Here is a 20,635-nt window from a genome sequence, read left to right as displayed (position 1 = left end):
AATGACACACTGCGGCGTCACGGGACGTCGTCGCCCGGCTCTCGCTTTCCGCGCACTTTGCCGTGGTTCGCTTTCGCTCCCTTGCGGTTACGGCTGCCGTCGAAGGTGGGATCCCACTTCGTCCGCCACTCATGCAGTTCTCGTTCGTCGCGGGCGCGGATCATGCCGTGCAGGATCCCGAACAACTCGTCCAGGTGATGGCGGTGATTGATCCGCGGCGTGCGGGTGGGGTCGATGTGCGCGGGTGGCATCCACTCCGTTCGACCGGCATGCGCCGAACCATCAGGGACGACCGTGGTTTTCCAGCCGCCAGGCCCGTCGTGGATCAGGGCGTGACAACTGTCGCACGCCAGATCCAGGCCGGCGATGTCGGTGCGGCCACCCTTGTCCCACTCACGAATGTGATGGACCGCGGTCATCGACGCCGGCGCTTCACACCCGGGTCTGGTGCAACCCTTCGATGCCGCGATCAACGCGAGGCGTTGATCCGCCGACGCGAGGCGCTTGGTTCTGCCGAGATGCAGCGGTCTGCCACGGTGATCGAATACGACGAGCACCGGATGCGCCCGCTGCGCCAGGCGAAGCGCGTCGCCGATCGGAACGATCCCACCGGACGCCGTCGTCACTACACCGGAAGCCTCTTCGAGCTGGGACAAAGTCATGGTGATGATGGCAGTCACCGGCAAACCCCGATGCGAACCGAGGACCCCGGAGCCCAGCAGGTGCCGCAGCCCGACCTTGAGCGCATCATGGTTACGCTGCGCCGTCGTGCGAGTGTCCCGGGCCGCGGCCTTCGCCAACGCGTCTCGATCGACGGCCGCGGATTCGCAGTCCCCCGACGGCGATTCCGGATCATCCGGATTGTTCATCCCCGGCCGCGCCATCTTCGCCAACAACGGCTCCAACAACGCCCGCGTCTCCGGATCCAGCAACCCCGACACCGGCGACATGAGATCCGCCCGCTGGCGGCCGATCCGTAAACCCCGCTGCCTCCGCCGATCCGACTCCGAGAAATCGCCGTCCGGATTCAGGTACGCCAACAGGTCGAGGCCGGCGTTGATCACGCACTTCGGATCCGCGTGCCGAGCCAACAACGCCAGGATCGACTCCGCCGTCTCCCGCTGAGCGTTGTCGACGTGGGCGGGAATCTGCCGCATGATCTCTCGCACCGCCTCCACATGCTTGAGCCCGATCGCGCCCTCCCGCAAGGCTTTCGCGGTGTGGGGATGGTCCGCGGGCAGATCCTCACCACGAAAGTCGTGCCACGTGCCGGTCCGCTTCGCCGACCGCAACCGTGACTGTGCCTGCGCCTCCGAGATCCGCACCGTCTTCACCAGGAACTCGACTGGCGACTTCAGATCGAACACCCCGTGCAACGACCGCTCCACGGATTCGACGACCACTTGCTGGTCGACCGCCACCAGCTTCCGCATCGAGCACTCGAGGCGCTGCAACACCTCCACCACGTCATCGTTCGACAGCCCGCCGAGCCGATCCGAAAGCAGGGCATCGACGGCAGCATCCAGGGCGGTCAGGTGCTCGTCCACCAGCGTCATTCCCGCCGCTGCCGCATGACCCATCCCCGTCACCCCCGTCGCATCCTCAGTCACCCCAACTTCGAATGGTTGTTCGAATTCTACTACCGGCCGCCGACAAGTTTCGGAGAATTGGGATCAGGCAACGAGTTGCGGTCCACCCACCGCTCGCACCATCTACACCGGGTGGCCACCCACCCTCACCGCAGTCGCCGATCCGTCAGCGGCGCGCGCCGCCAGCGCCTGAAGGTGGGACAGAAATCGGACGTCGTGAGATCTTGAGATCGTCAAACAGGACAAGCCCGAGTGAACATCCGGTCTCGCTGGTAGCCGAACGTCGACCTTCTCCTTCAGTCGGAGTGGACAAACTCATCGGTATGCTCGCGGACATGGGTGGGGACCTGGTACTTCTGCTCGTTACGGTCGGACCGCTGATGGTGTTCGGGTGGGCGGCTCTCCGGGCGAAGCACCGTGGGCTCGGGGGGTCGTTCGTCGGGCCGTTCCAGGAAATGTTTGATCCCGGTGGGGCGCGCGCACAGATCGTCATCGAGGAGATGGCGGAACTGCCGGATCCTTCGGATTCCGGCGATCCGGATAACGACGACAATGTGCCCTATGTCGTGGTGTATGACACCGTTCGGCTGTACATCGGCCCTGGCAAGAATCGACGGCGCGAAGGTGGCGGGACCATCGGCCGTGCCTGAGTGAGCGCCCACCTGGAAGCCCCGGCAATACCGACCCTGACGCTCTCACAGTTCTTGAAGACCCCTGCCAGCCTGAACCTCTGTCCTCGACCGCGAACCGTCCAACTCAATGATCCCTCAAACAGGACACGCCCTGTATGTCGCGGCAAGCGTCTATCCATGAAGATGAACCGGCCAAGGACTCCGGGAGATCCGCGAACGAGTTCACACATGCAAGCATCGAGCCATGCCCCTGCCTGCAGACAGCCACGTCCACAGCGAATGGTCCTGGGACACCGGCGGCCCGACTTCGTTCGCCGCCGGCCGGATGGAGCTGATGTGTGAACGTGCCGTCGCGATCGGCCTCCCAGCAGTGGCCTTCACCGAACACCTCGACTTCGACGATGCGTGGCGCACCACACCCGACGACCTCATGTCCCACCAACAAGCGATGCTCGATCCCGACGGGTACCTGCGGCCACCACCGCTGGAAGTGGCCGGCTACCTCGCGAGCATCGATCGATGCCGTCATCGGTTCCCTGACCTGACAATCCTCGCCGGAGCCGAGTTCGGCCAACCCCACCTGTTCGGGCATCAGGCATCGATGCTGGTCGACCTGTCAACCCTCGATCGGATCAACGGGTCCCTTCACACCCTGAAGGTCGGTGACGACCGCTACGAGCCCAACACCCTCTTCCGCATGTGGCCTGCCGACGAGGTGATGTGGGCGTACCTCGAGGAGATCCCCCGGATGGTCGCTGGATCCGATCAGTTCGAGGTGTTCTGTCACATCGACTACGCGGTCCGTGCGTGGCCGAGTGTCACGGAAGGCCCGTTCGATCCCCGACGCTTCGAGGAGGGATTTCGAGCGGCGATGCGATCACTCGCCAACAGTGGGCGCGCTCTGGAAATGAATACTCGCAGGTTGTGGCCGTGGATACCTCAGTGGTGGACCGAGGAAGGCGGACGTGCGGTCACTTTCGGTAGCGATGCGCACGTGCCGGAGGCTCTTGCCGAGAACTTCCCCGAAGCTGCAACGATGGTGGAGCACTTCGGGTTCCGGCCCGGAGGGCGCCCAGAAGACATCTGGACCCTATAGCGAGATCCGTCCGTCTCAACCATCCTCCTGCAGGAAGGATTTCCGGCACTCGGCTCGATACTCGACGGCACGACTCGAGGAGATCCCCGGATGAATCCAGCCTCTCGGGCGATCCGCACCGTCTCCGCCCGTCAGAGGGAGCACCACGTCGGTGGTGGTGTCGGGGCCGAAGGCGCCGTCAGAAAGTTCGGCGGCCGCACCGAGTTCGAGCCGGGGTCGAAGAGGCCACTCTGACTGACGTGCTTGTCCACGCCCCGGCCGTACGCCCCGAGGCCGAGCATCAGCGCGACCATCACCCCGATCACGGTGAACGCAGTCGGTAGGTTGTCAGTCCAGGCACTCGTCTCAGATGTCCACGCCAGAGGCAGCGCGCGGTTCGAATCGCATCAGCCCGACACGAGGTCGCCGAGATCCCCTGTCGGGAAGTGGATCCACCCCTCACGCTCGGCGAGGTCCCGCTCCGCCGGGTCTGGGGGTGCGGTCAGATCGAGTGCCGCGGCCCGCGCGATCACGGCTGCGATGACGGCATCGAACGCGTCGTCCGACACGACGCAAAGCCCGCGGTGCACGCCGAGGTCCACTCCCGGCGCATCCTCCTCGAATCTCCGCACCAGCGTGGCCAGACCTGGCGCATTCACCATTCCCTTGTATCCGCGGAACGGCAGGCCCCAGCACTTCAAGGCCGCCGCGGGGTACACCTCGACCACCGTTCCGTCGACGCGACCGACGTCGTGACCCGCGTCGCCGAGGTCGGCGAGCAGTCCGGCGCAGCGCATCGCCACGTGCGCGATCAGATCCGCCGAGACGCTCAGCGGGACCAGACCCGTCGCGGCGTGCACCACCCGATCCGTGTGGCGGCGCACCAGCGGCAGCCGCCCCGCCCTGGTGTCGAGGCCCAGGTTTCGGACGTGATCGCGCCGATGGTGTGCGGCGATGAAGTCGACGAAGGCGTCCGGCCATCCGAACGGGGCGTCGATGCCGACGCGGTCCGCGCCCGCCGCGGCCGCGACGATGTCGGCGTCGGCGGCGCCGAGCCGCAGGTCGACCAGACGGGCCGAGCCAGCGCGCCAGTCCACCGTCGCGACCGCCGTCTTGCCCGGCTCGGCCGCGAGATCGACCCCCACTGTTCGCATTGGTGCACCGTACGTCGCGCGCCTCGTGGTCGCGTGGCGCCGACGGGCGAATGATGGGGGCATGACCGCCGATCTCACTGCGCTCGCCGCCGAACTGCCCGACGGCGCCCTGCTCACCGACCCCGACATCGTCGCCGGGTACCGCCACGACTGGGCCGCCGACCCCAACGCGGGCACCCCGCTCGCCGTGGTCCGCGCGACCCGCACCGAAGACGTGCAGGCGGTGTTGCGCTGGGCGAGCGCACACCGGGTTCCGGTGGTGCCGCGCGGCGCGGGGTCCGGGCTGTCGGGCGGCTCGTCGGCGGTGGACGGCGGGATCGTGCTGTCCACCGAGAAGATGCGCGCGATCGACGTCGATCCGGTGACGCGGACCGCGGTCGTGCAGCCAGGACTGTTGAACGCTGAGGTGAAGATGGCCGTCGCCGAGCACGGGCTCTGGTATCCGCCGGATCCGTCGTCGTTCGAGATCTGTTCGATCGGCGGCAATGCCGCCACCAACGCGGGCGGCCTGTGCTGCGTCAAGTACGGCGTCACCACCGACTACGTCCTCGGGCTGCAGGTGGTGCTGGCGGACGGCACCGCGGTCCGGCTCGGCGGTCCGCGCCTGAAGGATGTCGCGGGTCTGTCGCTGACGAAGCTGTTCGTGGGTAGCGAGGGCACGCTCGGCGTGATCACGGAGATCACCCTGAAACTGATTCCCGCGCAGCCGCCCGCCTCGACGATGGTCGCGTCGTTCACCACGGTCGACGCGGCCGCGGAGGCGGTGCTGGCGATCACCCGGACGATGCGGCCGGCGATGCTGGAGTTCATGGACCAGGCGTCGATCAACGCGGTCGAGGACTCGCTGCGCATGGGTTTGGACCGGGACGCCCGCGCGCTGCTGCTGGCGCAATCCGACGCACCCGGCGCGGCGGCGGAGCAGGAGATCGCGGCGATGGTCGCGGCGTGCGAATCCTGCGGCGCCACCGAGGTGTTCGCCACCGACGACCCCGCCGAGGGCGAGGCGTTCACCGCGGCGCGGCGGGCGGTGTTCCCCGCGGTGCAGGCATTGGGGACGCTGTTGCTCGAGGACGTCGGGGTGCCGATGCAGGCGCTGCCGACGCTGATCTCCGGGGTCGAGAAGATCGCCGCCGACTGCGGGGTGCGCATCTGCGTGGTCGCGCACGCCGGCGACGGCAACACCCATCCGCTGATCGTCTTCGACCAGAGCGACGCCGACGAGACGCAGCGGGCGCACCGCGCGTTCGGTGCGGTCATGGACCTGGCGATCGGGTTGGGCGGCACCATCACCGGCGAACACGGCGTCGGTCGGCTCAAGCGGGACTGGCTGCCGAATCAGCTCGGCCCGGACGTGATGGAGTTGACCCGCCGGATCAAGTCCGCGCTCGATCCGGACGGGATCCTCAACCCCGGCGCCATCCTCGCGGACGTGCCGTCGCCCCCGGTGAAGCAGTGACCGTCAGGCCCCGAGGACGGGCGGCGCGACCAGCGGCAGATTTCCGACCAGGTCGTTGCCGTTGTCGACGTTGACCAGGTAGCCGGGAGTGGCGTGTTCGGTGTCGTCGTCACCGCGACCTCGCGCGCCGGCGGGCATCATGCCCGCGCCCGGCATTCCGGGCCGGCCCGCCGCGCCCGCGGCTGCGGCCGGGGCCGCGGCGCTACCCGCCGCGGCTGGGCCGCCCGGGACGCCGACCGTGCCGGTGCCGCCACCGAACGATCCGCCACCCGTCCCCGAACCGACCCCACCGGAGCCGACGCCTCCCCCACCGACGCCACCCGACCCGACACCCCCGTGAGCACCGCCCGATCCCACCCCAGCGGCCCCCGGTGTTCCCGTTCCGGCGCCGTACCCACCGGATCCGGGCACCGCACCGTCCACACCGGCCCCGGCGGGGCGCGTCCACACCGACGACGGATCCGTTTGCGCGAAAGCAGAATCCGCGCCTTGCCCGGCAGCAAAGGAGTCGGCGTTGCCGGGATTCGAGGAGGATTCGTCGTACGGATCGGATGCGGCGGCATCCGCGGTCTCAGCGCCAGTGCCAGCGCCAGTGCCAGTGCCAGTGCCAGTGCCAGTGCCAGGCGTCGTACCTCCGGCGGGTGCGAACGTTTCCCCGGCGTCGGCTGCACCGGGAGTGCCATAGCCGGTATCGCCGTAACCGGCGGAACCTTTCGTGTCGGTGACGTCCCCGCCCGAGTTGCCGGTGGCAGCCCCGTCGGTGACGCTCGTCGGTGACGGCAGCGTCGGCACTTGGGTGTCCGCCTGCCGCATGACGGGGCTGTAGACGGTCTTCATGATCTGCACGGCCTGTTCGCGGGCCTCATTGCGCTCGTGCAGGAGACCCTTGATCATCGCGGCTTCGGGGCTGACGAAGTTGAACACCTTCTCCGCCAGCGACGTGTGCTCGGGTGGCGGCACCGTCGCCTTCACCTGCGTGATCCCCGTCGCGGCCTCGGCGACCTTGGAACCGACGAGGCTCCCCGCGGCCGCCAACTGGTCGGACGCCTTCACGTAGGCATCGGTCGCCTTGGCCGCGCTGGCCGCGGCGACGCCTTCCCAGCCGGCCCCGATCTCACCCAGGATCGCGGATTTGAATCCGGCGAGGCCTTCGGCGAGCGCGGACCCGATCGCGGTCCATCCCTGCGCGCTCGCGCTGACGGCTGCGGGATCCATCCGGTCCACCGACGCCATGATCTGCTCGTGGGACATCGAGTCGAAACTCTCCTCGACGAACTGCTGAGCGTCCCAACCGCCGGCGAACCTGGTCCGCAGATCGGCCTGCTCGCCGTAGATGCCCTCACGCTGCTCGTTGCCGAACGCCTGCGCATCACCCACCCGGCTGCGCTCGGCGAGGTCGAACCCGGTGGACAGTTCGATCACCGAGTTGCCGACATTCAGTGCCGCGTCCCCGAGCCCGTCGGCGATGCTCCCCAACTTCTCCGCGACCTCCTCCAGGCTGATGCCCATCCCGATCCCCCCATGTCATCTCGAAAGTCCAGCCATCCCGGCAGTTCAACCATCCCGGCGGTTCAGCCATCTCGGCAGTTCAGCCATCCCGGCAGTTCAACCATCCCGGCAGTTCAACCATCCCGGCAGTTCAACCATCCCGGCAGTTCAACCATCCCGGCAGTTCAACCATCCCGGCAGTTCAGTCATCTCGGCCAGTCCAAGCCGGAGCCCACACTCGTGATCCCCTGCACCGCAGAGTCTTCCGCGGCGCCGTACATCGCCTCGATCTTCTCGAACAACTGCTGCATCCGCTGCACTTCCACAATGTGATCGGCCAGCGCCTGATCCATCGAATACGACCCACCCGACGCCTTCTGACCGAACTTCTCCGCCAGCGCGATGCCGGATGGAAAGGTCCCGAACCCATCCATCCTCGACAACCTCCTGACCACTATCCGCAAAGCGTCGAGCTGTCCCACGAACTCCGCACAGCGCTGCGCACATCGCGACGCGACGCCGGGCTCTAGGTACAAGCCACCCGATTCAACCTGGGCGCCGAGTTCCGCCCAGCGCATGGCGTGTTCGTTCACCGTCGACCCTCCTACTCGGGAATCATCGCGTTGAGCCCACGGGCCGTGCCCATCGCTATTTCGCACGGCTCCTGGGCATCACGCGGACTCGTCAACGTGTGGAAACTGATCGAGAGCATCACGGCCCCACCTCGGGACGCGACTGCAACATCGCAGCTTTCCCTCTTGCGGTCAGCCACCTCGCGATACTCAATTCCGGCGCGACCGTCCACATCGACGTCGGAGAACTCCTCGAACTTCTCATTGGCACGGATGTCGTCGAGGGTATGAGTCGTGGCGAAGACGCTGACCGTATATCGATCTCCCCGCCATCCACAGACACTCCACCCTGGCTGCTTTACCCCGAGGATGTCCCGATCCTCGGTCGCCGGATCGACCCCGATCTTCCGCAGCGCCTCGTCAGGAATGTCGTCACACGGACTGAACGCCGGCTCTTCCGCCACCCCCTCGGCCCCGGCCTGCCCCGATACCGACTCCGAACCGCATCCCACGACGGACAACGCAGCAACCACGCCCGCCAGCGCCGCCGCGAACCGCACCCCAGTCCTGCTCATCAGAACCCGGCACCCGCGCTCACGATCCCCTGCACCGCAGACTCTTCCGCGGCGCCATACATCGCTTCGATCTTCTCGAACACCTGCTGCATCCGCTGCACCTCCGCAATGTGATCGGCCAGCGCCTGATCCATCGAGTACGCCCCACCTGACGCCTTGAGCCCGAATTTCTCCGCCAGCGCGATGCCGGATGGGAATGTCCCCATCCCGTTGATCTTGCTCATGTACCGGACCGACTTCTGTATGTCTTTCAAAACCGCCTCGAACTCACGGCAGTGCTGCGCGCATCGTGCCGCTGCACCCGGCTCGAGGTAGAGGACTCCCGATTCGACGGCAGTCGCCAGCTCGCCCCACGACTCTTCACCAAGCTCGATCATGTTTTGCCTACTCCGGTATGTACGAATCGAGTTGATTGGCGGTTCGGACTGCGATCGCACACGGGTCCTCGACAATCGGGTCCACGCCGGCGAACATGATCGTCACCAACGTGACCCCGCCGCTAGCGTCGACCGCGACGTCGCATTGCCTGCGGTCCCTGTCTGTGACCTCTCGGTATGACAGCGCAGAGCGCTCACCGACGGTCACCTGCACGAACTCTTCGTTGCGTGTGTTCGCTCGAATGTCATCCATCGTCTTCGTGGTACCGAAGACTCCTACGAAATAGCCGGGCCCGTCCCAGCTGCAGATCTGGAAGCCGGGTTGCTTCACCCCGAGAATCTCCGGCGACTCGGTGGACGGGTCAACGCCGACACCGCGCAGCGCCTCGTCCGGAATGTCATCGCACGGGCTGAAGGCCGGCTCCCCTGCCGCCGCCCCTTCGGCCCCGGCCTGCCCGGACACCGATCCGGACCCACAACCTGCGGCGACCAGCGCCGCGCATGCCATCCCCACCGCTACGCCGATGCGCATGCCACCCCCTACTGTCGCCCGGCTCACCCTGGTTTGGACGCACCGGCTCCGCCGTCGGTTCCACCTCCGGCGAATCTTCCCTCGAACACCCCGTCCGGCTCCCAGCTTGTGGGCCTTCTGCGCGCTAGCGTGGAGTCGACAGGCGACACGACGGATTGGGGGGAGTATGTCCGACTTCGAGGACTTCGACGCCGGCGTGGATCGTGCCTGGTCCGAGCACCAGCAGCGGCTGGCGGACGTGATCGCGGCGATGCGGGAGGACGACCTGCTGGCGCTGGAGTTGGGCGAGGAGTCCAGCGTCGACGGGTTCGTGCCGTGTGTGCAGTTCCTGGCCTGGGGTGACGGGCAGATCCGCTGCGAGGTGCCGTCGAACGACTACCTCGATCCGCGGTACCAGCTGTCGGCGTCGGATGAGGCCCGGCTGGTCGGGCTCGGCTGGCAGCGTCCCACCCGAACCCCGGACGACGAACCCGACGCCGGGTCTCCCGCGTTTTTTGTCGACAAGCCCTCGAACTGGGCGGATCAGCTGGCGGCGATGGCGGTCGCGGCGTTCCGCGAGGTGTGGTCGGTGCCCCACCCCACGTTCCTGCGGATCGACGCGTCGGAGGCGAGCACGCACGACACCCTGGCGCCGACGGAAGACGAGGGCGACGACGGGTACACCCTGGACCTGCAGCGGGCGGTGACGCCCCGCGACGACGCGCACCTGCACGACCTGGTGGCGTCGACCCTGTCGGAGCTGTTCGACGAGCCGAGCGGCGTGGACGACACCGGCGACGAGGACGACGACTTCATGCTGGCGATCGGGCCGCTGGTCGGGTTCGTCGGTCCGCATCTCGACGGCGGCGAGGTGCAGGTGCGGATGCCGCTGCTGCGCGACATCAGCGACCGGACGCGGGCCAGTGAACTGCTCAGCGACCTGAACCGGCGCTGGCCGCACCTGAAGTTCACCCTGGTCGCGGACCGGGTGGACGTGTGGGCGGCGGTGCTCGCCAACCCGTACGTGCCGCAGCACCTGGTCGACACGCTGCAGCAGTTGTTCGCGTTCGTGCGGACCATCGATCCGCGTTTCGCGTCCCGGTTCGGTGGGCATCTCGACGGGTTGGCCGACGACGATCCCGATGTCGTCGAGGTGGAACGCGGCGAGTTGCTGCCTCCCCCGTCGTCGGCGCCGCGGCGACAGCTGGAGTTGTTCACCGATCCGGGCGAGCAGACGCTGTTCGACGACCCGAGCTGAGCCGCGGGCGCGATCGGGTCGTATTCGAGTGGTCATGCGGAGATCGAAGAGGGCGGACGCCGTCGAGACGCTGGTCGACAGGCTGTACGACCAGCGCGAACGGGCGTGGGCGGCGGCACTGGTGACGACGCAGACATTCCTCGACACCCTGGCCGATTCGGTTCTCGAGGGTCAGGATCGGGACCGGTTGAATGCCGAGTCGGCGCGCATCAAGGACCGGGCGCGCACGGTCGACAAGATTCTCCGCAAGGTGGCCTCGGGGCAGATCACCCGGCCCACCACGCCAGAGGGGGTCGCCGAGGCGATCCACGATCTGCTTGGCGTCAAGGTGCTGTGCAAGACCCCGCGGGACCTGACGGCGTTCACGGAGAAACTGCAGCGGGCGTGCGTGTCTCCGGCGTGTTCGGTGCGGTTCGCGCATCCGCCCACCGACTACGTGGCCGACCCCAAGGACAGCGGGTATCGCGCCTTCCACGCGGTGCTGCTGGTGAACGTCGCCACGCATGAGGGCGATCTGCCCGTCAAGGTCGAGGTGCAGGTCAAGACGCGATTGCAGGACGCGTGGGGTGAGCTGACCCACGAGGACATGTACAAGCCGGGCAAGGCCCTCAAGCCGAACGAGTTCCACCGCGACGTGGCGCGGCGGATGGCCGAACTGCTCGACAACGTCGACACGATGGCGGACCTGCTGGCGGCGGAACTCGACCGGCAGACCGCGCCCGAGAACGACATCGGTCCCGGGCCCGACGCGTCGACGGTGTACGCGCGGGTCACCCGGACCGGCCGGCGGTACGCGCTCGCGATCGCGCCGGACGGGCGGCAGGGTCTGATTCCGGCGCGCTCGGTGCGGGCGGCGCTCGGGTCCAGCACCCGGATCAACGTCGACGATCATCTGCATGTCGGGGACACAGTGGACGTGCGGATCGAGGAGACCGACTCCGCGCTGTACTTCCACCCGGCGGCGCTGGGGTGAGTGCAACGGCCCGGCCGCGCAGCGGAGCCCCTACCAGCGGCGGGGCGCAGCACCCCGGCCGCCGGGAACGCTCCGTGCCCTCGCCCGTCCGTCGGCGCCGACCCGTGTCCCGAGGCCGCCCCGGTACCGTCGACTCATGAGCTCCGATGCCCATTCCGCGTACACCCTCGCCTCGTTGGCCCGGGTGGTGGGGCAGGCGGCGTTCGAGCGCGGCTCCCGGTACGCGCGGTCGGGGGCGGTCGCGGGCATCGACTGGCATGCGGACGACCTGATGGCCGTCGGGACGGTCGAGGGCACCGAGTCGTACCAGGCGATCGCCCACTTCCAGCAGTTCGGGGAGGAGCTGGAGTTCACGTTCGGGCGGTGCTCGTGTCCGGTGCGGATGAACTGCAAGCACGTGGTGGCGTTGACGGTGGTGCTGATCGAGTCGGCGGCCTCGGACGCGGTGACGGCGCCGCCGAATTGGGAGTCGGTCCTCGACGCGGCGCTGCCTGCCGACACCGAGCCGACCGCCTCGATGCCGTTGGGTGTGCAGTTGTCGCTGCTGCGCGGGCCGCGGTCGGATCGGTGGGGGCTCAGCGCTCGGCTGGTCCGTCCCGGCAAGACCGGCTGGGTGAACGGCAACATGACGTGGTCGAGCCTCGGGCACCAGCCGGGAGCCGACCCGCGGCACCTGCTGCTGCTCTCGGAGCTGTGGTCGACATACCAGGTGGGCCGTCGCGGCTACTACGGATACGGCAACGACAAGGACATCGACCTCACGTCGGTCACTCCGGCGCGCCTGTGGTCCCTGCTCGACGAGATACGCGGCGCGGGAATCGAATTCCTCTACGCCCGCAAGGGCATGGGCGCGGTGCCGCGGCCGTCGGAGGCGGAGCTGGTCGTCGATCTGGACCGCACCGACGGCGGTCTCGAGCTCACCCCGACGGTGCACGCGACGGACTCGGAGCGGCCGGTGGTCGTGCTGGGGTTCTTCGGGTCGGACCCGCACGGCGTGCTCTACCTGCGGCCCGAGGACGCCGGCGACGCGGACCCGGACCGGTGGCCGTTCAGGATGGCCAGGCTCTCCGGTGATGCGCCGCGCGCGATGCAGGACCTGCTGATCGGGAACGGGTCGGTGACGGTGCCGCCGCAGGACGCCGATCGCTTCGCCGCCGAGTACTACCCGCGGCTGCAGCGCGCGGCGACGATCCGCTCCGCCGGGGACGGGTTCACCCCGCCGACGGTGGAGGGCCCGGACCTGGTGCTCGAGGTCACCTACTCCCCCGATCACCGCGCCGACCTGGCCTGGTCGCTGCGCTACCACATCGACAGGGCCGAGCGGTTGTTCCCGCTCGACGGCACGGTCCGGGCGGCATACCGGGACGCCGACCGCGAGCACGCCCTGTTCGCCGGCCTCGACGCGCCGCTGGAGGACTACGGCCTGCGCGGCGGTCCGGACGGTCGCCCACACCCGAGGGTGACGCTGCACGGTCTCGACACCGCCCGGCTGACCGGTGAACTGCTGCCTCTGCTGCGCGGCCGCGACGACGTGGAGGTGCGGGTGGTCGGCACGCCCGCCGAGTACCGCGACGCCGGCGAGTCGCTGCAGATCGGTGTCGGCACGGACTCGACCGACGACGGCGACTGGTTCGACCTGTCGATCACCGTCCGCGTTGAGGACCGGCCGGTGCCGTTCAAGGACGTCTTCACCGCGCTCAGTGCCGGTGACTCGCACCTGCTGCTGCCCGACGGCGCGTACCTGTCGCTGGACAAGCCGGAGCTGCAGCGTCTCAAGTCGCTCATCTCCGAGGCCCGCGACCTGCACGACCAGGACCCGAACCGGCTGCGGCTGAGCCGGTTCCAGGCCGGCCTGTGGGAGGAGCTGGCGGCGCTCGGGGTGGTGGAGCGGCAGGCCGCGCGGTGGCGCGAACAGGTGCAGGGGCTGCTGGACCTGACCGAGACCGCCGAACTGGACCCGCCCGCCTCCCTCGGGGCGACGCTGCGGCCGTATCAGCTCGACGGGTTCCGCTGGCTGACGTTCCTGTGGTCGAACCGGCTCGGCGGCATCCTCGCCGACGACATGGGTCTCGGCAAGACGGTGCAGTCACTGGCGCTGATCTGCCATGCGCGGCAGGAGAATCCGGCGGACCACCCGGTGCTGATCGTGGCACCGACGTCGGTGGTGCCGAACTGGGCGTCGGAGGCGGCCCGATTCGCGCCGCACCTGCGGGTGGTCGCGATGTCGGAGACGGCGATGAAACGCGGTGCGGCGCTGGCGGAGTCGATCGACGGCGCGGACGTCGTCGTGACCTCGTACACCCTGGCCCGCCTCGACGCCGACGAGTACCAGGCGCTGCCGTGGTCGATGCTGCTGCTCGACGAGGCGCAGTTCGTCAAGAACCATCGCTCCAAGGCGTATCAGGCGATGCGGCAGATCGAGGCGCCGACCAAGGTCGCGATCTCCGGCACCCCGATGGAGAACACCCTGATGGAGCTGTGGTCGCTGCTGTCGATCACCGCGCCGGGGCTGTTCCCGAACCCGACGAGGTTCCAGGAGTTCTACCGCACCCCGATCGAGAAGAACGGTGACGCCGACCTTCTCGCGCAGCTGCGCCGCCGGATCCGGCCGTTGATGTTGCGCCGCACCAAGGAGCAGGTCGCCGCGGACCTGCCCGCCAAGCAGGAGCAGGTGCTCGAGGTGGAGCTCTCGCCGCGGCACCGCCAGCTCTACGACACCCGCCTGCAGCGGGAGCGGCAGAAGATCCTCGGCCTGGTCGAGGACCTCGACTCCAACCGGTTCACGATCCTGCGGTCGCTGACGGTGCTGCGCCAGCTGAGTCTGGACCCGGCGCTGGTGGACGACGGGCACGGTGCGGTCGGGTCGGCGAAGGTGGACGCGCTGCTCGAGCAGCTCGAGGACGTCGTCGCCGGCGGACACCGGGCGCTGGTGTTCAGCCAGTTCACCAGCTTCCTGGACCGGGTGCGCCAGCGGCTGGACGCCGAGGGAATCGGCCACGCCTACCTGGACGGCAGCACCCGCGGCCGCGCGAAGGTGCTCGACGACTTCAAGAACGGGGACGACCCGGTGTTCCTGATCAGCCTCAAGGCGGGCGGGTTCGGGCTCAACCTCACGGAGGCGGACTACTGCTTCCTGATGGACCCGTGGTGGAACCCGGCGACCGAGGCGCAGGCCGTGGACCGCACGCACCGGATCGGGCAGACCCGCAACGTGATGGTGTACCGGCTGATCGCGAAGGACACCATCGAGGAGAAGGTGATGGCGCTCAAGGCCCGCAAGTCGGAACTGTTCTCCTCCGTCGTCGACGACGGCGGCGCGTTCACCACCGGCCTGACCGCGGACGACATCCGCGAACTGCTGGACTGACCGACCCCGAAACCTGGCGTCCCCACCCGGACGATCAACCTGTTAGCATGCCCTTAGTTCCCGGGCACCCCGCGCGAGAACACCCCGAAAGCCTTGCCGCTCACCGTATTCACGGTGAGCGGTAGCTCTTCATGCGAAGGAGAACAACATGGGATCGGTCACGGACCTCCTGGAGCAGAGCGAGACCCTGTCGGCGCTCGAGTACCTGCTCGGCGTGCTGTCCGGCGTCTTCGGCAGCTGATCACCCCGCCGCTCCCTCGATTGAGCGGCTCGCCGCGGCGCTGACGTCGCGGCACCCGGCCCGAACGACCCCACGTCGGGCCACATACTCGCAGGGCTCGCCGTCGCGCCCTGCCACTTCACGGAGGTTCTTCCATGGGTTCCCTCGAGACTCTCGTCATGATCCCCGTCGGCAGCGCCGACCTGGTCGGCGCCGGCGTCGTCAAGTCGATCACCAACACCGTCAACAGCCTGGTGCTGATCGTCGGCGAGCTCGGCCTGAGCTGATCCGATCGAGCGAGAGCCCGTGCGTCCCCCTTGTGCCGCACGGGCTCTCGCCGTATTCGCTTCACCCGGCCGCGCGAGCCCACCCGACCGTGCCGACCCCGCGACGACACCGCCGGGCGGGACAGCTCCCGGTGCGGAGTGTCGCCGACATGCACTCGCCACAAGCCTGAGCCGCATCTCCCTGTTCGCGGGCGCCCTGCAGGTCAACGGCTTCGCCGATGTCGACGACGGCGACCGGGTCCCCGTCGCGGTCGCGGTGCACCGACCGCGGGTCGTGCTGATGGACCTGGAGATGCGCCGAGCGCATCTCGTCGCTGTTCACCACGATTGGGGCACGGAAACGTGGAGGCCGCGCGGGGCTGGTCACCTGACCGGAATAGCGGCGCCTGCCGGGCGGTTGGACCGGGCAGTGCTTCGCATCGGTAGCGTGCGGGGCAATCACGCAGACGAAGGGACACAGGCCGTGGCGCACACCATCGAGCACAAGCCGGAGCAGAACCGTTTCGAGATCCTCGTCGACGGCACCGTCGCCGGGCACGCCGACTACACGGTGATCGGCAATGTCCGCGACTTCGACCACACCGTCACCGATCCCGCATTCCGCGGTCAGGGCCTGGCCGGCAAGCTCGTCGCCGCCGCATTGGACGCCACCCGCGCCGACGGCGTGCAGATCGCCACCTCGTGCTCGTACGTGGAGAAGTTCGTCGCACAGAACCCCGAGTACCAGGACCTGGTCGCCTAGTTTCGACCGCTCGATCCCTTCCGCCGAGCCCCACCGCTGTGGAGAATGGCCGTTAACTACGGCCAGGAGGACAACAGCATGTCGGTAGCGGAACGGATCATCGCCGAGCAGCGCGCAACAGTCGACGAGGCACGCGCCGTGTTCGACGACGCCGCCCCCGCCACCCCGGATTTCATGATCGGCACGTGGCGGGGCGCGGAGCTGCGGACCGGCAACAAGATGGACGGCATGCTCGACGCCAGCGGCTGGTGGGGCAAGCAGTTCGTCGACGCCGAGACCGTGCACCCGCTGCTCTTCCCCGCCGCGGGCGGTGCGTCGCTGTGGGCGCTGGATCCGCGGCGGGTCCCGTTCAACCTGCTGATGAGCCGCGCCGTGCCGTCGTTCGAGGGCCGCGACCTGTCCCGTCTCGTCACCACTGCGCGTCCGCTGGTGGCGACGCGGAAGCCGAAGGCGCGGCTGCGCAACACCAGCTTCCGCGGCGTCGACACCGCCACGATGATCTACGACGCCCACCCGATCAACGACGTGTTCCGCCGGATCGACGACGACACCGTCATCGGGTGGATGGACCTGCGCGGCTCGGATCGCCCCTACTTCTTCTCCCTGCGCCGCGACGAGTCGCTGCCCGTCACCGCCAGGACGCGCTGACCGCTCGCCTACTTCTGACCGAATGTGGGATCCGGCCATTCCGACTGACCGAATCCCACATTCGGTGAGCCCGTGTGGGATCCGGTCGGTCACATCGGGTCCGCGAACGTAGAGTTCAGACGAAGGGCCTGGTCGACCACCCGCACCGCCAGCGCCACCCGCTCCTCCAGCGTGCCGGTGAGCAGCACCCACGACCGCTCGGATCCGGTGAGGGCGTCCTCGAACCAGCCGGTCATGTCGGCGCGCAGGTGTTCCCCGTCGCGAATCCCGTCCTGCACGAACGGGACTCCCACGTGGTCGGTCAGCAGGTACAAAGCCCGGCGGTCCGGTGCGACGGCATGTCCGTGCGCGGCGCCGAGGTAGCGACGCTCCCACACTGTCGTCGCGAACGCGTCGGTGTCGCAGATCAGCACCGGCGAGCCAGCCCGTGCGGCCCGCTCCTCCAGTTGCGTCTGTCTGGCCGCAATGGCGGCGAAGTCGGCTCCCGTCCAGACGATGTCGTCCACCTCGGCGTCGGGTCGACGACAGCGGAGGGCGTCGAGCCTGTCGACAGTGGCCTGCCTGCCGTACTCGGGCACCCACCGCGTCCGCTCCCACACGCCGCCGCGGTCGCGATAGTGGTGGGCGACGGCGCGGCTGACGGTGGTGGTGCCGGTGGATTCCGCGCCGAGGAAGACGACCCGCGTGGTCAACCCGGTGCGGGTGGCGACTGCGAGGTCGTCCCAGTGGCCGGCGAGTTCGGCGCGGCACGCGGTCCCGGAGACGGGGTGCGCGACGCGCCCGGGGTCGACGCACACATGGGTCGCACCCATACGTGCGGCGAGTTCGTCACCGTACTTCTCACTGGAGACCACCGCGTCGACGGGGACGTCGGTGACGCGGCGGACGGCGGCCTTCATGCAGGCGACCTGCGCCGCCCACACGGTCTCCGACTCGAGGTCCATCGGCGCGTCGCACGCGACACCGGTCACTGCGACACCGGTGTCGGCGCGGTGGGTCTCCCGCATCCAGGACACCCTGTCCGCCAACGGGATCGACTCCGCCGCCGACGCCATCACGAGGACGGTGACCCGGTCCGCGACCGCGGCCGCGGAGCGCACCAGGTGGCGATGTCCGACGTGCGGTGGGTAGAACTTGCCGATCACCAGGGCATGCCGGTACATCAGATCACCTCCACGAGAGCCGGTTCGGCGATGAGGCGCGCGCGGCGCCAGGCCAGCAGGCCGCGCACGCACAGCAGCAGGAACGCGGCGTACAGCAGCGCGGTCAGCGTCAGGCCCTTGTGCAGGTAGAGCGGGACGTAGATCAGGTCGGCGGAGATCCACAGCAGCCACGACTCCCAGCGCTTCGTCGCCTGCCCCCAGGTGGCGAGCAGTGACAGCACGGTGGTGACGGCGTCCCAGAACGGGACGGTCGAGGAGGTCGCGGTGTCCAGCAGGACGGTCAGCGCGGCGGTTCCGGTGACGCCCGCGGCCGCGAGGCACGCCCATTCGTGCGCGCTGGTTCCGGTGACCGGCAGCGTCGCACCGCCCGTACCGCGCACCCAGTTCGACCATCCCCACACGGCGAGAGCGATGTACACGATCTGCAGGCCGGAGTCCGCGTAGAGGCCGGCGGTGGCGAACAGCAGGATCCACACCAGGTTGTTGGCGATGCCGATGGGCCAGTTCCACGCCGACTGCCGCGCCACCAGCCAGACGCACACGGCGCCGGTGACGAAACCGAGGACCTCCGCCCACGTGGTCGGTGCACCGAACGCGGTGAACGCCGTCGAGTTCAAGAAGGTGATCATTGCGGCCCCTTTCCGTTGCGACCCTAATTAGATCATTTATGCGCTAATCAACACAATCGGCGGGACTCATGCCGGGCGGGAAGGCCTCCCCGGCTGCGGACCCGCTCCCCCGCGCCACCGGACCCGCGCGACGCGCCCGAGCGACACCGGAACGCCCGGCCTGCCTGGCACACTTCCCCCATGACCTCTCACTCCGTGACCATCACCGTCACCGGCCACGCCGAACGCGAGTACGTCCCGAACCGCTGCACGGTGATGCTGCGGGTGCACGCCGACGGCGCCACCCGCGAGGCGGCGGCCGAGCCGGCCCAGACGGCGATCACCGCGGTCACCGACCTGATCACCGCGCTGCGCGAGCACGAGAACAGCCCCGTCAAGCGGTGGACGCTGGACCAGGTGCAGCACAACCGGCACCGGCCCTACAACCCGGAAGGCAAGAAGCGGCCCTGGCTGTACCAGTCCTCGGCGGCGATCACGGTGACGTTCACCGACTTCCGCGCCGTCGGCGCGTTCGTCAATCGGGTCACGGAGGTGGAGGCCGTGAGCGTCGAGCACCTGCGCTGGTGGATGAGCCGCAAGGCGGAGGCGAAGCGCGTCGCGAAGGTCCGGCACCTCGCCGTGCTCGACGCGCTCGCGAAGGCGCAGGGGTACACGGAGAGCCTGGGTTTCAGCATGTTTCAGGCCGTCGCGATCGCCGACCCCGGCATGCTGGGTGTGCCGACTCCTCCGACCCCGGTCGGCAGCGGAATGCTGCGGTCCGCGATGCCGATGAAGGCGATGGCCGCCTCCCTCGACGGTGCCGACGGTGCCGGCCCCGAACTCGTCCTCGAGCCCGATCGGGTGACGATCAGCACCGACGTGGAGGCGCGGTTCGAGGCGTCGTAACAGTCGGGATTCTCGCCGCGCCTCCCCGATCCTGTCGACACGCGCTGCCATCATGAGCGGCATGCATTCGTTCGACGAGGGGTTCGAGCCGCCCGAGGACTGCGTGCTGTGGTGCAAGTCCCGGACCTACGACATCCACATCCTCGACGACGGCGCGCTCGTCGACCTGGACTGGTGGAACCGGCACCTCGAGGAAGACGAGCAGGAGATCCGGCTCAAGGGGCGCGACCTCGACGGCCGGATCGTCGAAGGCGGCAAGGCGACGGTCCTGCGCAACGACCTGTGCCTCGGCAGCGATCTCGTGGACGCCGACCACAAGGGCCTCGGCCTGCTCTATCTGTGCGCGGCGTGGCGGAGTGGCCACGCGAAGCGTCGTGCGGCGAAACGGTTCCCGGACGTGTCCAACCGGTTCACCGCACCGAACGTGCATCGGCACGCCGCGGTCAAGGCCACCATCGACCAACTCGTGCACGACAAGCGTCTCCCCAACTACGACTACACGTCGGGCACCGGCTGGCCCGAGCTACCGAACGTCGGGGTCCCGCTGACGACGGTGTTCCTCTGGGCCGCCGGCGTCAAGGTCTCCGGCATGCGCGCCCAGATTCTCGACCAGTACGGCGTCTCCACCCTCATCCACCAGGGTTGGCTCGAGGATCCGGCGGTCAGCAGCTTCACCCGCCGCCGTTACGACCGCTACCTCGAGCTGATCCAGCACTGGGCCCACACCGCCGAGACCTCCCCCGAGCTCGTCGAACGCTGGTTGGTGGAGCGCTGGAACGCCCGGGTGGAAGAAGCGCGCAGCGGGGCGCTGGCGGAGCCGACGCTATTCTGACGCTGCTCCGCTGAACAGTCTGGTCTCTGAACGAAACCTCCTGCACACACTTGCCTGCCAAGTTCCGATGCGCCGCGTCGACTCAGCACTTGGAGCCCCGCCGGCCCTACGATCATCTGCATCGCCCCGCGATCAGGCGGATGCGCGACACATTGCACGCCCCGACCCGCACCGCTAGCCTTCCCGGCCGGGGGGTCGAAAT

At 68.5% G+C, this 20,635-nt stretch carries 20 protein-coding genes; 11 read left to right on the top strand and 9 right to left on the bottom strand.

Annotated elements, in window-relative coordinates; all coding sequences use genetic code 11:
* Positions 1-17: 17 nt before the first annotated feature.
* Positions 18-1,556: a DUF222 domain-containing protein gene (locus ACWDUM_RS26260; RefSeq protein WP_450136324.1), complete on the bottom strand. Its 1,539-nt coding sequence runs from the start codon at positions 1,554-1,556 to the stop codon at positions 18-20.
* Positions 1,557-1,924: 368 nt separating this feature from the next.
* Between ACWDUM_RS26260 and ACWDUM_RS26255 the strand changes: the two genes are divergently transcribed.
* Entirely contained in the window at positions 1,925-2,239 is a 315-nt protein-coding gene (locus ACWDUM_RS26255; protein ID WP_450136266.1) for a hypothetical protein, read from the top strand.
* A 226-nt stretch (positions 2,240-2,465) separates the two neighbouring features.
* The gene (locus ACWDUM_RS26250) at positions 2,466-3,317 is read left to right on the top strand and encodes a PHP domain-containing protein (RefSeq protein ID WP_450136265.1); all 852 of its coding nucleotides are present in this window, start codon (positions 2,466-2,468) and stop codon (positions 3,315-3,317) included.
* A gap of 386 nt (positions 3,318-3,703) precedes the next feature.
* On the opposite strand, the gene ACWDUM_RS26245 is transcribed toward ACWDUM_RS26250, so the two are convergent.
* Complete coding sequence (locus ACWDUM_RS26245) at positions 3,704-4,450, bottom strand: DUF429 domain-containing protein (protein ID WP_450136264.1); 747 nt, start codon at positions 4,448-4,450, stop codon at positions 3,704-3,706.
* 61 nt (positions 4,451-4,511) lie between these two features.
* Between ACWDUM_RS26245 and ACWDUM_RS26240 the strand changes: the two genes are divergently transcribed.
* Positions 4,512-5,906 carry an FAD-binding oxidoreductase gene (locus ACWDUM_RS26240; protein WP_450136263.1) on the top strand — a complete coding sequence of 465 codons (1,395 nt, stop codon included), beginning with the start codon at positions 4,512-4,514 and terminating at the stop codon, positions 5,904-5,906.
* A 3-nt stretch (positions 5,907-5,909) separates the two neighbouring features.
* Here the strand turns inward: ACWDUM_RS26240 and ACWDUM_RS26235 are convergent, their stop codons facing one another.
* The 5 genes from ACWDUM_RS26235 to ACWDUM_RS26215 all read right to left on the bottom strand — a co-directional run bounded on the left by ACWDUM_RS26235 (position 5,910) and on the right by ACWDUM_RS26215 (position 9,450).
* Positions 5,910-7,415, bottom strand: a complete 1,506-nt coding sequence (locus ACWDUM_RS26235; RefSeq protein WP_450136262.1) for a hypothetical protein — start codon at positions 7,413-7,415, stop codon at positions 5,910-5,912.
* 185 nt (positions 7,416-7,600) lie between these two features.
* Complete coding sequence (locus tag ACWDUM_RS26230) at positions 7,601-7,987, bottom strand: hypothetical protein (protein WP_450136261.1); 387 nt, start codon at positions 7,985-7,987, stop codon at positions 7,601-7,603.
* An 11-nt stretch (positions 7,988-7,998) separates the two neighbouring features.
* Positions 7,999-8,526 carry a DUF3558 domain-containing protein gene (locus ACWDUM_RS26225; RefSeq protein ID WP_450136260.1) on the bottom strand — a complete coding sequence of 176 codons (528 nt, stop codon included), beginning with the start codon at positions 8,524-8,526 and terminating at the stop codon, positions 7,999-8,001.
* Positions 8,527-8,540: 14 nt separating this feature from the next.
* Complete coding sequence (locus tag ACWDUM_RS26220; protein ID WP_450136259.1) at positions 8,541-8,918, bottom strand: hypothetical protein; 378 nt, start codon at positions 8,916-8,918, stop codon at positions 8,541-8,543.
* A 7-nt stretch (positions 8,919-8,925) separates the two neighbouring features.
* Positions 8,926-9,450 carry a DUF3558 domain-containing protein gene (locus ACWDUM_RS26215; RefSeq protein ID WP_450136258.1) on the bottom strand — a complete coding sequence of 175 codons (525 nt, stop codon included), beginning with the start codon at positions 9,448-9,450 and terminating at the stop codon, positions 8,926-8,928.
* A 166-nt stretch (positions 9,451-9,616) separates the two neighbouring features.
* Between ACWDUM_RS26215 and ACWDUM_RS26210 the strand changes: the two genes are divergently transcribed.
* The 6 genes from ACWDUM_RS26210 to ACWDUM_RS26185 all read left to right on the top strand — a co-directional run bounded on the left by ACWDUM_RS26210 (position 9,617) and on the right by ACWDUM_RS26185 (position 16,924).
* On the top strand, positions 9,617-10,687 hold the full coding sequence (locus tag ACWDUM_RS26210) for a TY-Chap domain-containing protein (protein WP_450136257.1): 1,071 nt from the start codon (positions 9,617-9,619) through the stop codon (positions 10,685-10,687).
* A gap of 34 nt (positions 10,688-10,721) precedes the next feature.
* Positions 10,722-11,660 carry a GTP pyrophosphokinase gene (locus ACWDUM_RS26205; RefSeq protein WP_450136256.1) on the top strand — a complete coding sequence of 313 codons (939 nt, stop codon included), beginning with the start codon at positions 10,722-10,724 and terminating at the stop codon, positions 11,658-11,660.
* Between the two features lie 136 nt (positions 11,661-11,796).
* On the top strand, positions 11,797-15,027 hold the full coding sequence (locus ACWDUM_RS26200) for a DEAD/DEAH box helicase (protein WP_450136255.1): 3,231 nt from the start codon (positions 11,797-11,799) through the stop codon (positions 15,025-15,027).
* Positions 15,028-15,402: 375 nt separating this feature from the next.
* Positions 15,403-15,534, top strand: a complete 132-nt coding sequence (locus ACWDUM_RS26195) for a hypothetical protein (protein WP_450114201.1) — start codon at positions 15,403-15,405, stop codon at positions 15,532-15,534.
* A gap of 463 nt (positions 15,535-15,997) precedes the next feature.
* On the top strand, positions 15,998-16,276 hold the full coding sequence (locus ACWDUM_RS26190) for a GNAT family N-acetyltransferase (RefSeq protein ID WP_450136254.1): 279 nt from the start codon (positions 15,998-16,000) through the stop codon (positions 16,274-16,276).
* A gap of 78 nt (positions 16,277-16,354) precedes the next feature.
* Positions 16,355-16,924, top strand: a complete 570-nt coding sequence (locus tag ACWDUM_RS26185; protein WP_450136253.1) for a DUF4334 domain-containing protein — start codon at positions 16,355-16,357, stop codon at positions 16,922-16,924.
* A gap of 89 nt (positions 16,925-17,013) precedes the next feature.
* On the opposite strand, the gene ACWDUM_RS26180 is transcribed toward ACWDUM_RS26185, so the two are convergent.
* A complete protein-coding gene (locus ACWDUM_RS26180) occupies positions 17,014-18,087 on the bottom strand; it encodes an AAA family ATPase (protein ID WP_450136252.1) in 1,074 nt (357 codons plus the stop codon).
* Positions 18,087-18,716: a nicotinamide riboside transporter PnuC gene (gene pnuC / locus ACWDUM_RS26175; RefSeq protein ID WP_450136251.1), complete on the bottom strand. Its 630-nt coding sequence runs from the start codon at positions 18,714-18,716 to the stop codon at positions 18,087-18,089. The genes ACWDUM_RS26180 and pnuC overlap by 1 nt, the downstream gene beginning before the upstream one ends.
* A gap of 180 nt (positions 18,717-18,896) precedes the next feature.
* Here pnuC and ACWDUM_RS26170 point away from each other — a divergent pair, with 180 nt between their 5' ends.
* Entirely contained in the window at positions 18,897-19,601 is a 705-nt protein-coding gene (locus ACWDUM_RS26170; RefSeq protein ID WP_450136250.1) for an SIMPL domain-containing protein, read from the top strand.
* Between the two features lie 61 nt (positions 19,602-19,662).
* Positions 19,663-20,433 carry an 8-oxoguanine DNA glycosylase OGG fold protein gene (locus ACWDUM_RS26165; RefSeq protein WP_450136249.1) on the top strand — a complete coding sequence of 257 codons (771 nt, stop codon included), beginning with the start codon at positions 19,663-19,665 and terminating at the stop codon, positions 20,431-20,433.
* The last annotated feature ends 202 nt before the right edge of the window (positions 20,434-20,635 follow it).

It is taken from the genome of Rhodococcus sp. NPDC003322 (genome assembly GCF_053589555.1).
Note: the sequence above shows the minus strand (reverse complement) of the source record. Positions and strands in the feature narration are given on the sequence as shown.